The 15,999-nt window shown below is 32.2% G+C and carries 13 protein-coding genes; 6 read left to right on the top strand and 7 right to left on the bottom strand.

The genetic code is table 11. The features are described 5' to 3' along the window. Window positions 1–136 precede the first annotated feature (136 nt). The 5 genes from leuC to FGF67_RS01745 all read left to right on the top strand — a co-directional run bounded on the left by leuC (window position 137) and on the right by FGF67_RS01745 (window position 5,815). The gene (gene leuC, locus FGF67_RS01765) at window positions 137–1,537 is read left to right on the top strand and encodes a 3-isopropylmalate dehydratase large subunit (RefSeq protein ID WP_139694748.1); all 1,401 of its coding nucleotides are present in this window, start codon (window positions 137–139) and stop codon (window positions 1,535–1,537) included. Between the two features lie 10 nt (window positions 1,538–1,547). Further along, on the top strand, window positions 1,548–2,147 hold the full coding sequence (leuD, locus tag FGF67_RS01760; protein ID WP_139694747.1) for a 3-isopropylmalate dehydratase small subunit: 600 nt from the start codon (window positions 1,548–1,550) through the stop codon (window positions 2,145–2,147). A 100-nt stretch (window positions 2,148–2,247) separates the two neighbouring features. Continuing rightward, window positions 2,248–3,768, top strand: coding sequence for an alpha-isopropylmalate synthase regulatory domain-containing protein (locus tag FGF67_RS01755; RefSeq protein ID WP_139694746.1), 1,521 nt, complete (start codon window positions 2,248–2,250; stop codon window positions 3,766–3,768). 11 nt (window positions 3,769–3,779) lie between these two features. Beyond that, window positions 3,780–4,835, top strand: a complete 1,056-nt coding sequence (gene leuB / locus FGF67_RS01750; protein WP_139694745.1) for a 3-isopropylmalate dehydrogenase — start codon at window positions 3,780–3,782, stop codon at window positions 4,833–4,835. Window positions 4,836–5,041: 206 nt separating this feature from the next. Continuing rightward, entirely contained in the window at window positions 5,042–5,815 is a 774-nt protein-coding gene (locus FGF67_RS01745) for a T9SS type A sorting domain-containing protein (RefSeq protein ID WP_139694744.1), read from the top strand. A gap of 63 nt (window positions 5,816–5,878) precedes the next feature. Here the strand turns inward: FGF67_RS01745 and FGF67_RS01740 are convergent, their stop codons facing one another. The 7 genes from FGF67_RS01740 to FGF67_RS01710 all read right to left on the bottom strand — a co-directional run bounded on the left by FGF67_RS01740 (window position 5,879) and on the right by FGF67_RS01710 (window position 13,290). Continuing rightward, window positions 5,879–7,123 (bottom strand): mechanosensitive ion channel family protein, encoded by a 1,245-nt coding sequence (locus tag FGF67_RS01740; RefSeq protein WP_139694743.1) that lies wholly within the window; start codon window positions 7,121–7,123, stop codon window positions 5,879–5,881. Beyond that, a complete protein-coding gene (locus FGF67_RS01735; protein ID WP_139694742.1) occupies window positions 7,110–7,412 on the bottom strand; it encodes a DUF3817 domain-containing protein in 303 nt (100 codons plus the stop codon). The genes FGF67_RS01740 and FGF67_RS01735 overlap by 14 nt, the downstream gene beginning before the upstream one ends. Before the next feature lie 65 nt (window positions 7,413–7,477). Then, window positions 7,478–8,089, bottom strand: coding sequence for a YqaA family protein (locus FGF67_RS01730; RefSeq protein ID WP_139694741.1), 612 nt, complete (start codon window positions 8,087–8,089; stop codon window positions 7,478–7,480). Between the two features lie 852 nt (window positions 8,090–8,941). After that, window positions 8,942–10,849, bottom strand: coding sequence for a DNA cytosine methyltransferase (locus tag FGF67_RS17495; RefSeq protein WP_233243982.1), 1,908 nt, complete (start codon window positions 10,847–10,849; stop codon window positions 8,942–8,944). Between the two features lie 2 nt (window positions 10,850–10,851). Continuing rightward, entirely contained in the window at window positions 10,852–11,034 is a 183-nt protein-coding gene (locus tag FGF67_RS01720; RefSeq protein ID WP_233243981.1) for a helix-turn-helix domain-containing protein, read from the bottom strand. A 221-nt stretch (window positions 11,035–11,255) separates the two neighbouring features. Continuing rightward, the gene (locus FGF67_RS01715) at window positions 11,256–12,098 is read right to left on the bottom strand and encodes a hypothetical protein (protein ID WP_139694739.1); all 843 of its coding nucleotides are present in this window, start codon (window positions 12,096–12,098) and stop codon (window positions 11,256–11,258) included. 4 nt (window positions 12,099–12,102) lie between these two features. Then, window positions 12,103–13,290 (bottom strand): hypothetical protein, encoded by a 1,188-nt coding sequence (locus FGF67_RS01710; RefSeq protein WP_139694738.1) that lies wholly within the window; start codon window positions 13,288–13,290, stop codon window positions 12,103–12,105. A 1,324-nt stretch (window positions 13,291–14,614) separates the two neighbouring features. Between FGF67_RS01710 and FGF67_RS01700 the strand changes: the two genes are divergently transcribed. Next, on the top strand, window positions 14,615–15,928 hold the full coding sequence (locus FGF67_RS01700) for a hypothetical protein (RefSeq protein WP_139694736.1): 1,314 nt from the start codon (window positions 14,615–14,617) through the stop codon (window positions 15,926–15,928). Window positions 15,929–15,999 lie beyond the last annotated feature (71 nt).

The following is a 15,999-nucleotide window of genomic DNA, read 5'->3' as shown; positions in this document are numbered from 1 at the left end:
TATAAAAAGTTAACAACAAGCCCTTTTTAACTTTTGAATACGTGTAATAAAACATAAATTTGTAAACTTTTATAACTTCTGAGACCTTATTACAACAAGGTCATAGAGTATTACAAATACAAAATTAAAAACACTTATGAGTAAGACATTGTTTGACAAAGTATGGGATTCACATGTGGTTAGAAAGATAGAAGACGGACCAGATGTATTCTTCATCGATCGTCATTTCATTCATGAAGTAACCAGTCCAGTCGCGTTTGTTGGATTGAAATCTAGAGGAATTGGGGTAATGTATCCCGAACGTACATTTGCTACCGCCGATCATAACACCCCAACATGGAATCAACATTTACCAGTTGCTGATCCGTTATCAGCCAATCAATTAGAAGCTTTAGCCAATAATGCTGCTGAATATGGTATTTCACACTGGGGTTTAGGACATAGAAATAATGGTATTGTTCATATTGTTGGACCAGAAAATGGTATTACACTACCAGGTTCTACTATTGTTTGTGGTGATTCACATACCTCTACGCATGGTGCTTTTGGTGCTATTGCCTTTGGTATTGGAACATCGGAGGTTGAAATGGTATTGTCTACACAGTGTATCATGCAACCAAAGCCAAAGAAAATGCGTATCAACGTAAATGGTAAATTAGGTTTTGGAGTAACACCAAAAGATGTGGCGCTATATATTATTGCGCAACAAACTACTTCTGGAGCCACAGGATATTTTGTTGAGTATGCGGGAGACGTTTTTGAAAATATGTCTATGGAAGGTCGTATGACTGTGTGTAACCTATCTATTGAAATGGGAGCTCGTGGAGGTATGATTGCTCCTGATGAAAAAACGTTTGAATATATAAAAGGACGTAAGCATACACCAAAAGGAGCAGATTGGGATAAAGCCATGGCTTATTGGAAAACGCTTAAAACTGATGATGATGCAGAGTTTGATGTGGAATTTAACTACAATGCTACCGATATAGAACCTATGATTACTTACGGAACCAATCCTGGAATGGGTATTGGCGTAACACAATCTATTCCTCTAGCTGAAGATGTGCAAGGTGGTGTTAGCACTTACAAAAAATCATTAGGCTATATGAAGTTTAATGAAGGTGATAGCATGATTGGTAAGCAAGTGGATTACGTATTCTTAGGATCTTGTACCAACGGACGTATTGAAGATTTTAGAGCTTTTTGCTCTATAGTTGAAGGCCGTAAAAAAGCTGATAATATTACTGCTTGGTTGGTGCCAGGATCGCATAAAGTGGTTGATCAAATCAAAGAAGAAGGTCTTGATAAAATTTTAGAAGCTGCTGGATTTGTATTAAGAGAACCAGGTTGTTCAGCTTGTTTAGCTATGAACGACGATAAAGTGCCTGCTGGGAAATTAGCAGTATCTACATCAAACCGTAATTTTGAAGGAAGACAAGGGCCAGGCTCAAGAACCTTATTAGCATCTCCATTAGTAGCCGCTGCTACGGCAGTAGAAGGTGTGGTTACCGACCCTAGAACATTAATTAACGCTTAAAAAAAAGAACATGGCTTACGATAAATTTGAAGTATTAACAAGCACCGCGTATCCGTTACCTATTGAAAACGTAGATACCGATCAAATTATTCCTGCTCGTTTCTTAAAAGCTACAGAGCGTAAGGGATTTGGAGACAACTTTTTCCGTGACTGGAGATATGATTCTGAAGGTAATCCAATAGCAGATTTTCCGTTGAACGATGATAAATATGCTGGATCTAAAATCTTAGTTGGAGGAAAGAACTTTGGTTCTGGATCTTCACGAGAGCATGCCGCTTGGTCGGTTTATGATTTTGGATTGCGTTGTGTGATTTCATCCTTCTTTGCAGACATTTTCAGAAACAATTGCTTAAATATAGGGGTGCTTCCTGTACAAGTTTCAGCTGATTTTGCTCAGAAATTATTTGATGCTATTGAAGCAGATCCAAAAACAGAGATTAAAGTAGACTTACCAAACCAAACAGTAACCTTATTATCTACTGGTGAATCTGAACCATTTGAAATCAACGGATACAAAAAAGGGAACATGTTAAATGGTTTTGATGATATTGATTATCTTCAAAACATGAAAGATGAAGTAAAAGATTTTGCAGAAACAAGGCCTTTTTAAAGAATCTTATATGTTTCATACAAATCTTAAAATATAATAAACAGCCAAAAAGCATTCCATTTAATTATGAAATGCTTTTTGCTAATTTATAAATCTTTAAATGAGTAAAAGGAAAATAGAAATAATGGATACCACATTGCGTGATGGTGAACAAACCTCAAGCGTGTCGTTTTCTGCTTCTGAAAAATTAACCATTGCAAAACTTTTACTTGAAGAACTAAAAGTAGATCGTATTGAAATTGCTTCAGCACGTGTTTCTGAAGGTGAATTTCAAGCCGTTAAAAATATAACCGATTGGGCTAGCTCCCATAATTATCTTGATAAAGTAGAAGTTTTGTCCTTTGTAGACCAAGGTGTCTCTATAAATTGGATGATTGAAGCTGGTGCCAAGGTACAAAATCTACTAACAAAAGGCTCATTAAATCATTTAATTCATCAGCTTAAAAAAACGCCAAATCAGCACTTTATCGAGGTTTCTAAAGTTATAGAACAAGCGCAACAACAAGGCATTGAAACCAATGTGTATTTAGAAGATTGGAGCAATGGTATGCGTAACTCTAAAGCTTATGTTTATGAGTTTCTAGAATTTTTATCTACACAACCCATTAAGCGGATTATGTTACCAGATACTCTAGGCGTTTTAACACCTAAAGAATCTTTTGACTTTGTAAAAGAGATTAAGGATAAGTATCCTAATTTACATTTTGATTTTCACGCGCATAATGATTATGATTTAGGGGTAGCTAATGTCATGGCTGCATTAAAAGCCGGTGCTGATGGCTTGCATCTTACAGTTAACGGTATGGGTGAACGCGCTGGAAATGCCCCCATGTCTAGTACCATTGCTGTGATTAATGATTTTATGCCGCGTATTACTATTGGTGTTAATGAAAAAATGTTGTTTACGGTTAGTAAACTAGTGGAAAACTTTTCAGGGGTAATGATTCCCGCCAATAAACCTATTATTGGGGCTAATGTATTTACCCAAACCGCTGGTATTCATGCCGATGGCGACAATAAAAAAAATCTGTATTTCAGTGATTTAATGCCAGAACGCTTTGGAAGAACGAGACAGTATGCTTTGGGGAAAGCATCAGGGAAGGCAAATATTCAGAAAAATTTACAACAATTAGGTCTTCAGCTTAATGATGAGGATCTTAAGAAAGTGACGCAACGCATCATTGAATTAGGGGATAAAAAACAGGTGGTTACCAAAGAAGATTTGCCTTATATCATTTCAGATGTGTTAGATAGAACGTATGAAGAAAAGGTTAAGGTCAATTCTTATGTATTAACCCATTCTAAAGGTTTAAAACCATCAACAACAGTTTCTTTAACTATTGAAGAAGAAACATTTGAAGCCAACGCACAGGGTGACGGACAATTTGATGCTTTTATGAATGCCATTAGAAACGTATTTAAGAACAGAAAAATCACCCTTCCTAATTTGGTGGATTATGCAGTAAGAATACCACCAGGAAGTAGATCAGATGCCTTATGTGAAACTATTATAACCTGGAAACAGCCTGAAAAAGAGTTTAAAACTCGCGGTTTAGATTCAGATCAAACAGTTTCAGCCATTAAGGCCACTGAGAAAATGTTAAACATTATAATTAATTAAGCATATAAAAAATGAAATTTAATATAGCGCTTTTAGCCGGTGACGGTATAGGACCAGAGGTTATAGATCAAGCAGTAAAAGTAAGTGATGCTGTTGCTAAAAAATTCGGACACGACATTAATTGGAAACCAGCCCTTACAGGAGCAGCTGCTATTGATGCCGTTGGAGAACCTTATCCAGATGAAACCCATGAGATTTGTAAAAGTTCAGATGCTGTTTTATTTGGTGCTATTGGTCACCCGCGTTTTGATAACGACCCATCTGCAAAAGTACGTCCAGAACAAGGCTTACTAAAAATGCGTAAGGCATTAGGGTTGTTCGCTAATGTACGTCCAACTTTTACTTTCCCATCGTTATTAGAAAAATCACCATTAAAAAAAGAACGTATTGAAGGTACAGATTTGGTGTTTTTACGTGAGTTGACTGGTGGCATTTACTTTGGAGAAAAGGGGAGAAGAGAAGAAGGAGAAACCGCTTATGATAACTGTGTTTATACCAGAGCTGAAGTACAACGCTTAGCTAAAAAAGGCTTTGAACTAGCCATGACGCGTTCTAAGAAGCTTTGTTGTGTGGATAAAGCTAACGTTTTAGAAACGTCTAGATTGTGGAGAGAAACGGTTCAAGCTATGGAAAAAGATTATCCAGAAGTTGAAGTATCGTATGAATTTGTTGATGCCGTTGCTATGCGTTTAGTGCAATGGCCAAACAGTTACGATGTGTTAATTACAGAAAATTTATTTGGAGACATTTTAACCGATGAAGCTTCTGTGATTTCTGGATCTATGGGCTTAATGCCATCGGCCTCTTTAGGATCTGATATTGGTTTATTTGAACCTATTCATGGTTCTTATCCACAGGCGGCTGGAAAAAACATAGCCAACCCTATGGCCACCGTATTATCAGCGGCTATGATGTTTGAAAACTTTGGTTTACATGAAGAAGGGAAAGCCATTAGAACGGTGGTAAACAAAGCATTAAACGAAGGGATTGTTACTGAAGATTTAGCTGATGGAGGTGTATCTTATGGCACCAGTGAAGTGGGAGACTGGTTAGCTGAAAATATCTAGTAAAGAAATCATAAATTTAAAAAGAGCCTGTTGGTAATTTATAACCAACAGGCTTTTTTATATTCAAAAACCACAAAATTATGGTTGCATTTACAAAACAAAGATAAATCTGTGTAAGCCAGAGGTAATTTTCAGGAATTAAACCCCTTACGATTCATGTAATTTTATGATGTATTTATTAAACATTTAATCTTAAAAACTACATTATGATGAAAAAATTACTTAAAAATGGATTCCTAATCTTAATACTGATGTCATTAAGTGTGCTGTATACAAATGCACAAACTTTGACATACGATTTTGAGACTGACTGGGATGGATGGAATGCTGGCGCCGCTTCAGGTCCTTGGTCATCATCTTTTGCCAACAGTCCAAATGGAATTTTGGAAATGACTTATGCTGCAGATTCTAAAAATGCTATTATGTATGCACCAGATGAAAATGGTGATACCACCTATGGAGAAATAGATGCCTCTACTTATAGACATTTTAAAATTATTTATAGTAATGAATCAACTGATATTGATTTACTACGAATAAGAATTGGAACAGATAATGGTGCTGGCGGTCACAATTGGATAAATGCCCATGATTTAGCTATCACAACTCATGCTGTTGATGAATTTTCTACTCAAACTTTTGAAATCACAAATGCAAATTACACTGGCAATGTTAGATTTCAAGTCATATTTAGAAATTCAGGGTCTGCTGTGCTAGATGATGGTTCAAAAGTTCGTATTGATCAAATTCAATTATCAGCGAATACATTAAGTAGCAAATCATTCAACAAAGCTAAAATTAATATTTATGTAGCCAATAACATCTTAAACGCTCCTAAAGCTGCCGATTATCAAATTTACAGTATCACTGGAGCTAAAGTATTAGAAGGTAAAGCGGTTAAAAGTATTGATATTTCTAGTTTAGCTTCTGGTTTATACATTTATAAAACATTAGAAGGCTTTGCGAAATTCGTAAGATAATCTTTCTAAACACCTTTATTAATAGCTTAAAAAAACCTCATATCTTGAGGTTTTTTTTATGTTTTATTTTAATGTTGTTGGTAGTTCAAAAACTTCCAAATCAAAATAGGGCAGCGCCGCCATCAAGTGATCAAAAATATCAGACATAATATATTCATAGTTTTCCCAACGTTTATCACTACTAAAGGCATAAATTTCTAAAGGAATCCCTTGTGTTGTGGGCGCCAATTGCCTTGCCATAATCATCATATCTTTATTTATAGCCGAATGATTTTTTAAATAGCTATCAATATATTTTCTAAACACCCCAATATTAGTGAGGTTCCTTCCATTTACAAGTAATTCCTTATTAATATGATTAGATGTATTATATTTTGCAATATCTTCCTGACGTGTTTCTAAATAGCTTGAAATAAGTTGAATTTTTTTTAAGCGTTCAACATCATCAAGTGTTAAATATTTTATTCCACTCTGCTTTAAATACAAAGCACGTTTTATACGTCTGCCACCCGAATTAGACATACCGCGCCAATTTTTAAACGAATCTGATATCAGGGCATATGTGGGAATGGTAGTAATAGTTTTATCAAAATTTTGCACTTTTACCGTGGCAAGGGTGATTTCTGTAACATCTCCATCGGCACCATATTTTTCAAAGGTAATCCAATCTCCAATACGCACCATATCATTAATAGCCACCTGAATACTGGCTACAAACCCTAAAATGGTATCTTTAAAAACCAAAAGCACAACCGCAGAAACCGCACCCATTCCAGTAATAAACTTCATGAAAGGAATTTCAGTGAGAATAGCAATAGCCGAGAGAAATCCAATAATCCAAGCAAAAATCATAAATACCTGAATATAACTATCAATAGGTTTGTCTTTAAACCGTGGACGTGTTTTTAGATAGTCTTTTATTGTATTTAGAATACTACGTACCAACCAAAGCGTGATTAAAATAGCAAAGACTTGTAGTCCTTTTTCAACCAAACGCTCAAAATCATAAAATGCCTCAAGCCCATCAAAAATATCTGGCATGAATTCTAAAGCAATTAAAAAAGGGATAATATGCGCAATGTTTCTTGGCACTTTATTTTTTATTAATAAGTCATCAAAGTTTGTTTTTGTACGCCCTGAAAATTTCGTAAAGGCCTGTATTAAAAGCTTTCTAATCAAAAAATCAATGACAAAAATGAATATTAATAAAGCCAATAATAAAACCAACATATTCAAGTATTTGGCCATATTTTCGGAAACACCTGCAGATACTAAGACCTCATAAATGAGATTTTTAAGATTCTTCATGAGTAAGGTTTTTTAAATATACTTTATCAATATAGAACGTGCCAAAAGGTATAATAGAGGCTACTAATACCGAAATAAACTGTTTTGTATTCCAGGCAAAGGACGTTCTGTAAAGCACAGCAAATGCTATATAGGCCATAAACAATACACCATGAGGCATGCCTAAAAGTTTAACATACTGCGGATCATCTCCTAGATATTTAATAGGTGTGGCTATAAAAAGTAGTAAAATATACGATACACCTTCTAAAAAGGCTATAATACGAAACAAGGTAATAGATTTAAACATTACGATTCTATTTTTTAGCAAAAATAAATCAGAACAGTTTAAAAAGTACCTTATTTAAGAGTTTTTTACAGTACGTTAAAAATGATAAGTCCGTAAACAGCAAAGCGAAGCAAACGCAGGGAGCCAAAATATACTACACTTTTAAAAGGAAACTTTATAATACCAGCAGCTATGCATGATATAGAAAAGGGGAGCGGCAATAGAGCACCAACAACAATAAGAAAACCACCCCATTTTCTAGAGTTTTTTAACTGTTTGGCCATTTTTCCTTCTAAATACTCATGTACTGAAGGTATCTTGGTAATTGAACGCCCTTTCCAATAAGCCAAAATACCTGCTAAATAAGATAAAACAGCTAAAATTCCTAAGAATACCCATGGGTTTGGCATTTTACCAGACCATGCAATAAATATTTCTGGCGGAATAAGTCCTAAAAGGGTTTCAGATACGAAAAAGAAACTTAAAACACCAGCTACGGGTAAAATTTCGGTTAACCGCACTAAAGCTGTATTAATATCGAAAAAATGATTCAAAATATAAATGCTAACAATTGCTAATACAATATAAGGCAGCGCTTTTTTTACAGCGTTACCAACAAAACTATAAAACCCTGTATAACTGTAATACTGGTGAAGTCTTTTTAGTTTAGATTTTGAAGGTTTTGTTTTTGTTTGCATAATGTATGGCTTAACTTGGGAGAGCAAATATAACATTTGTTTTTTCAGTTTACTACTAATATTAGAGTGTAGGTGTTATTTATAAACACAAATGCTGTTTATTAATTAATAAAACCAATTTCGAAATAATACAGGTGTTTGATTATCAATGTTTTAAAAAATACTATTTTACATAATATAAATTATAGTACAAATGTGTTTGTATAGTTGTTTATCCCAAATGTACATTTGATAGCTATAATTCTCTATTATGTAAAATATCCCAGAAAGTTTGGAAATACTAAAGAAACATCCTGCTTGGGTCATTAAACTTTTTTAATCGGTCTGTAACGCAGTGTTAGTTCATTTGTATCTATAATTTGCCGTTATGTAAAATAGCCGCTACCAAGCGCTCGATTGTTTTATAAAATCAAATTGTTAGCACAATTTATTTTACACACAATTATCCATCGCTTGCCAACGCCATATAAGAGCTTCACTTATTGCGCTGTTTTAAAATTAGCGTATTTGATAAAATGTACGTCAAAAAAAATTTTACGAGATTCTCCTCAAGTTGCCACAAGAGTATAAAATTTCTCTGCGAGAAAATTTCTATACACTTGTTCTATGTAGAACTTCAATTAAAGTTTTCTTTTTGTGCGTTATCTTTTGCCTTGATGCAAAAGAAACAAAAAATCAAGGCTGCATATAATTTTGGAAACAATTAACGGCTCGCTCCACTATATTTTAGGAAACATCTAGAACTATTAAAATTATGTAGAAATATTATGTAAAATAGAAATATATAAGAAACTTTATTGCTTGACCCCTAAAATATAATCGTCACACTCGCCTATTGTTTTAACCAAAATTTTATGAGGCCGCTTCTACAGCTTCAGGTTTAGTAACAGATTTGTTACTTTTAACCTCAATATATTCTGTTATTCCTTTTGATTCTAAATGAAGTTTAATTTGATTAGCTAAAATATGTGCCATTTCTACTGGAACAGCGTTACCAATCATTTTATAACCAGCTGTAACGTTATTATAATAAAATTTAAAGTCATCAGGAAAGGTCTGTATTCTTGCACATTCTCTAATACTCAAACGTCTATAAAGATGTTCTTTGCCAGGAACAAAAATTCTTTTATTCTGTTCAATAAATTTCATTTTTGGCGCTTGTGGGTGTATTGGAGCATGCCTTCCTCCTGCTTGAATTGTAAATGATTGTTCATCCCAACTTCTAACTCTATTTCGAGACATAAAGATTGTAGAAAAATTACCAATCATGTACTCATGATTTAAAATTTTACAATCTTCACCATTAGTATAATTCTTCTCTCGTGCTGGTAAAACAGTATTTTTCAAATCTCCAATGGCTTCTTCCAACGTGACTTTTTTTGCATGCTTTTTTGGGAACTTAAAATCAATATTCAAATCTCTTCTGAAACCTATAAAAAATACTCTCTGTCGATCTTGAGGAACACCAAAATCAGCAACATTTAATAATTCAAAAGATAAATCATAACCAACTCCAGCATTCTTGAACATATCTTTAATATTACTCAATGCTTCTTTGTGTCTTGGAGAAAGCATTCCAGATACATTTTCTGCAAGAAAAAATAATGGTTGCTTTTCTTCAAGAACTTCAATGAAATTATAAAAGAGTTGTCCTCTTTTGTCATTAATGCCTCGCAATGCGCCTGCTTCACTCCAGCTTTGACAAGGTGGGCCACCAATAATTCCCATAGCTTTATCGGGAATTTCAGAAATTGGAATATTTCTCATACTCCTTTTATCTAAAAAAGTATGTGGATGATTTTTCTGATATGTTTCCCATATTTCTTTATCATATTCATTAGCCCAATCAACATTAAATCCAGCTCTTTGAAAACCTAAATCAAGTCCACCTGCACCTGCAAAAAAAGAAATTACATTCATATTTATGTTACTTATAGTATTCAAATTTAGTTTATTTTTTACTTTTTTTTTACTTTTTTTTATTTTTTCAACAAAAATGATGTAAACAGTTTTTCTATCTTTTTCTAAAACTTCATCTCTCCATCTTTTTCCTGTTTTTTTTGATATTCCTGGTTGTCCACTTATTGTATCATAAACCCATTTTTGATTTCCAGGTTTTTTAACTAAACCCTTTGCTCTGCCATGTTCACTATCACTACTTTGTCCAAACCAAACTCTTCTAATAGAAAATGCTAATTCATTTTTGAATGATTCGAAATATTCATCAAAGGTGTAAACATCGATATCATCATCTTTATTTATAATTTTTGGAGATGTTAATATGAATTCAGCTTTGTTATTTGATATTCCATGATTTGGACTACCATCCATCATAAGAAATTTTGTAAGAGCTTTAAACTGTTCTTCAGTAAAAAGTTCTTTCCAAGGTCTTGCTCTTCTTGCTAAATTTCCATTATGAAAGTCATCAACAACTTGGTCTACTGAATCCAATTGGTCCTCTGGATTTTCAAATTTTAAAAATTCAAAAACTTTTAATAGTTCAGCTCTTTGTAATCTATTAAATGGAAAACTTGCGCCCTTTTGTTTAAAAGAAATACCTTTATTATTTAAATATACATCGGCTTTCTTACTGGAGTTTTCAGTAGAAATCTTATTAATCTCTTTATAAGATTCAACATTAGTAATACTACCATCCTTTTCTGGCGCACCTATATCCGTAAGTTTTCCTAAATGATTTAAAATTATTTCGTCTTTACGCAAAAACAAATATTTTATTGTTTCAATTTCGTTACCTGCCATTTCTAATCTTTAAATAATTCAATAATATTTACTTCCAATGCTTTTGCGAGTTTTTCAATATTTCTAATGGAAATATTTCTTTTTCCTAACTCAACAGAACTGATATATGTTCTGTGTAATTCACTTCTATGCGCGAGCTCTTCTTGGGAAATAAATAATTCATTTCTCAAATACTTGATTTTCAAGCCGAATTTTGTTTCAATTTTCATGTTTTAAAAGTATCTTTTTGTATACTCTAAATCTACAGACTATAAGTAACATCAATGAAAACTTATCAAATGTTATTATCATTTGTGATTAAAAATATTTTAGAAAATATAGGTTTTAATAATTCTCATTAAGAAGAAGATTATTATTGAGAATCAGAGTGAAGCATTACTATTAAGTCAGTAATATTCCTAATGTGTTAATTTAATTCTTTTACACACCATTCTCGAACTAATTGTCTTAATTCATTGTCTATGGTGTGATTTTTCTTGTAAAGAGCTATAAATATTCGAATCCTATCAAAGACATTATCATAATCATCCCTTGCCTTTTCAAATTTTATCTCATCTAGTGTACTGACAATGATAATACCAATGTTAAATGGAGCTGACCAAAGAATAAAATCTCTCCAAGCGTTTTTAGAAATAGCTTTTTTAAGATTCCAGTGATATCCTGCAGCTGCTTGGATCAATAATACAATTTGATTATTTCTTTTGTCACTATGCGATTTCCAGCCAATTATATCTACTCCTTTATCCTTATCAGTGTTAGCTGGATTTCTATCTTTGGATTTTATTTCATTAGAAGCAATTGAAAAGTCAATCAGTTGTTGATTTAATCCTGTATCATTCGGAAATCCCAAAACAATAGCTTTTCCATCTAAATATGATGCAATAACATCTTTTCCAATTCTTTCAAATAATTTTGTACCATCATCATCACCTTTTATTTTTTTAACTCCTTGCAGAGAAAAAATTAAGCACATTACATATTCTGGAATATCTTCCCATATATAACCATTTCTTCTAATAACCCCGCGGTTATCAATTCTAAATGCAGAACCTTCACCCATCATAAATTCTCTTCTTGATAGTTCTGCCATAACATCTGTAATTAATACATCTGTTCCATAAACTCCATAAGAATTTAACAAATTGTTTAATTTGGATTTGGAAAGACGAGTCGAATCACAAAGAATGTACAACTCAATCCAGTCGCATATTTGGCTAATAGAATTAAAGTCAGGTAAAGGGATATTCATAAATCTACTTCAATGTTTCAAATAATGCTTTTACTGCATCCATTAAACTTTGTACTTGATTTAAAGATGTTTGATTACCCTTAAACTTATATGCAATCGAAAGGGAGTTTTCTATTTTTCGTTGTGCATCATAAATCTGTTGATTAAAAAACCTCTCTTCACCTCCACTCCTCTCATATGCTTCTTCTATATTACCATGTTTAATTAAATATTCTGTTGAATTTTCATCTGCTAAAATTGGTGCTAACCTACGACCTATTAGCCTGCTATCCTTGAATAATGGTTCGATATCTGTTCCATTACCAAAAACCCAGGTAAAAACTTGTAAAAATTTTTTATGATTACCGCTGTTAATTATATTACTATCAAAATTAATTTTATTATAATGTTTCAACTCCAAATAATCACGTATATCTGGTTTATTGGTTATCTCAATAATTAAGGAAAATCTATTCTTAATCTGCTTAACATTAAAATCGTAATCATTCTCTAATTCTTTCAATATTTTATAAGCAGCATATTGTTTTTTGATTGAATCTGTTCTATCTGCAGTTCTTTTTCTAATGATTGAAATACTTTCATCAATTGTAATATTTGATTTTTTAGCTTCTGATTCTATCTGCTTATGCAAGTAAACAGCCTTTGCAAAAGCTTCCCATCTTAAATTTCCTGCTATATGCCTAATTCCAAGATATGGAGAAACATCTTCTTCATTTAAATAAACTATTGCCGGAATTTGTTTTAGATCTTCTATAATATGTTTTTCTTCTACTTTTGGAAAATCTTCATCTACATCTAATTTTTTTCTTAAGGGATTATCTAAAAGTATTTTGATTGTGGCAGTTCTTCTATTACCTTCTAAAACTCTAAATGTAATTTTATCCTTATTGGATAATTCTTCAAGAGCAACTTGCAATTCATTTGTATTTTTATAATTGTCAGGATCAAATTCTTTAGGCAAATCAGTAGGAACTACCACAATAGGCTCCTCATCAAAATAACCGTTAGATACCATTGAAAATGCTAATTCTTCCAAATCAAATTGTTCATATAATACATTGATTATTTCCTCTTGTTCACCACCTAAATACTCTTCGGCAAGTCTCGGATTTTCATTGTCCACTAAAAGTTGGTCTATAGGTATATTTAACTGCGGTCTCTTTCGACCTTTTCCTGCAAATTCTTCAGACATTAATATTGATTTTAAGATTTTAAAGATATGAATATATATTGAAGAATTATATTTAAAAATCATTGCACACACATTACACTACTCTCCTACTGTCGTTTCGTGTAAAGAGTGTTCCATTACATAGAAGAGAAACTTTTGAAGTAAAATTTTTAAAGAAACTGTAGTAAGAACTTATCGCTTTTATCCAAAGCTCAAGTTACATAACGCGAGAACATTATAGTACAAATGTCAATATTTGTTGTTTAGGTGTTGTATGCCATTTGTAAGCTATAATTCTATACTATGTAAAATATCCCAGAAAATGCAGTAATTCTTTTTAATAATAAGTACTTGGGTCATTAAAATTTGAAATACGCGATTCTCACTGATTATGATTTTAGATTTATAAGGAAAGTCATTTGTAGCTATAATTTGCCATTATGTAAAATTGCCGCTATCAAACGCTCGATTGTTTTATAAAATCAAATTGTTATCACAATTAATTTTACACACAATTATCCATCGCTTGCCAACGCCAAAAAAAGCAAATGCTTTTAGTTTCGTATTTATAATTCGTCTGTAATTGAAATTCTCGTTGTAAAAAGTTTTCAGAAACTTCTCATTAGCATTACGCAACAGTACAAAATTTTCCCTTGCTCAATTCCTTGCTTAAAATTTCTGTACACTTGCTTTATTCTATCCTCTATAAGAATATTCTTTTAATTGTAACTTCTAGTATTATGTAAAATAGAAATTAAACTGTAGAACTTCTTAAGGTTTTATTTATCTTTTTTTCTTGATAAAAAAAGAAACAAAAAAATCAAGACTACATAAAACTTTGGAAACAATTAACGGCTCGTTACGCTATATTTTAGGAAACATTGTAACTAACCAAGACTGATAAAGAAAATACCTTAAAAAGCAGTAATACCAATAAAAAGAGTAACTAAACCCCTAAAATATGGACGCTCCACTCTCCTATTGTTTTGATCAAAGTTTTATGAGGTCAACAATAAATAATATATATATGTTAATAACTTTATACTATATTTAGTCATATATAGTATATATAATTATATATTTGCAATATAATTCTCCTAAATATGACAAAGTTAAACACTAAAAGACAAAGATTTGAGAAAGTTGCTTCAAATAGAGTGCAAAAAATTCTTGACACATTTGATAGCCTTTCTAAATGTTCCAATAGGAACAATTATGAATATAATAAGGAAGATATAGATAAAATGATCAATGTTTTAAGATCTAAATTGAAATATGTAGAAAATTCATTTAGGCAAAACATTGAAAAGGGAAATAGTAAGTTTAACTTTTAATAGAATATAGTATGAATAACAAAGAATTGATTGATTTTGCTTTAAGTCTTGTAAGCGCTAATTCAGAACAACAAGTTATTAATATCTTATCATCAAAGGAACTTTGGGATAATGATAGTGCATGGAGATTGTATGGTGATAAAGAAAACAACTACTCAACTATTGGCGCGCAACAAAGTAGACCTGAAGCAGCATTAGTAGAAAAATTAATTAATTCTGTTGATTCTGTGCTTACTTCTGAATGTCTTAACAATAGTATTAATCCAGAAAGCTCTGAAGCTCCAAAGACGATACGAAAAGCTGTGTCACAATTTTTTGATATCCATAACGGAATGTTATATAACATAACACCAACAGAAAGAACAAAACTTGCCAATAGAATTGGACTTGTTGCTACTGGTAATACAGCAAAAAAAGGTTATGCTTGTTATTCAATATTTGATGATGGTGAAGGTCAGACACCAAATAAAATGCCTAAAACTTTTTTATCAATAGGTGAAAAGAATAAATTGAAGATACCATTTGTACAAGGAAAGTTTAATATGGGAAGTACAGGAGTGCTACGTTTCTGTGGAAAAAGAAATTTACAATTAATATTAACTAAAAGAAACCCTTCTCTACCTGTAGATGAAAATGATTCTTCAAATGATAAATGGGGTTTTACAATCGTAAAAAGAATATATCCTGACGGTAATTACAAAAGTTCAAGATATGTTTATTTAGTTAATCCAATAAATCAAGAATCTAATTCAAACCAAGTTTTCCAATTTACTTCTGAATCTCTTCCTATTCTTCCAGGAAAATACCCAATTGCTCATGAGAACCCAATGCTTTTTGGTTCTTATATAAAGCTCTACGAATATCAAATGGAAGGGTTGAGAACGAACTTAACTTTGGATCCTTATAACAGGCTATCTCTTCTAATGCCTTCATTAGCATTGCCTATAAGGTTGTATGAAAGAAGAGAAGGCTATCAAGCTAATTCAGCTGAAACAACTTTGAATGGTTTATCAGTAAGATTAGAAGAAGATAAACGAAATAATCTTGAGAGTGAGGAATGGCCTTCATCTCATGATATTAGTGTATTAGGTGAAAAAATGAAAATGAAAGTGTATGCTTTTAAGAAAGATTTTTCTACTAATAAAAAGCCAACCCAAAAATATGTCAAAGATGAAGGAATAATTTTCACTATCAACGGTCAAACACATGGCTTTATTAATAAAAGATTCTTTCACAGAAGAGCAATTGGACTCGGCAATCTATCTGATTCATGTCTAGTCCTGAAATATGGCTACAGGTTAAAAATTGATTTACGCTGTTTTTAAATATACCATATTTGGTGTTTTATAGTCTAAAGATACATGTAATCTAATTTGGTTGTATAGATTGATTGCAC

The organism is Allotamlana fucoidanivorans, assembly GCF_006265225.1.
GTDB lineage: Bacteria > Bacteroidota > Bacteroidia > Flavobacteriales > Flavobacteriaceae > Allotamlana > Allotamlana fucoidanivorans.
Note: the sequence above shows the minus strand (reverse complement) of the source record. Positions and strands in the feature narration are given on the sequence as shown.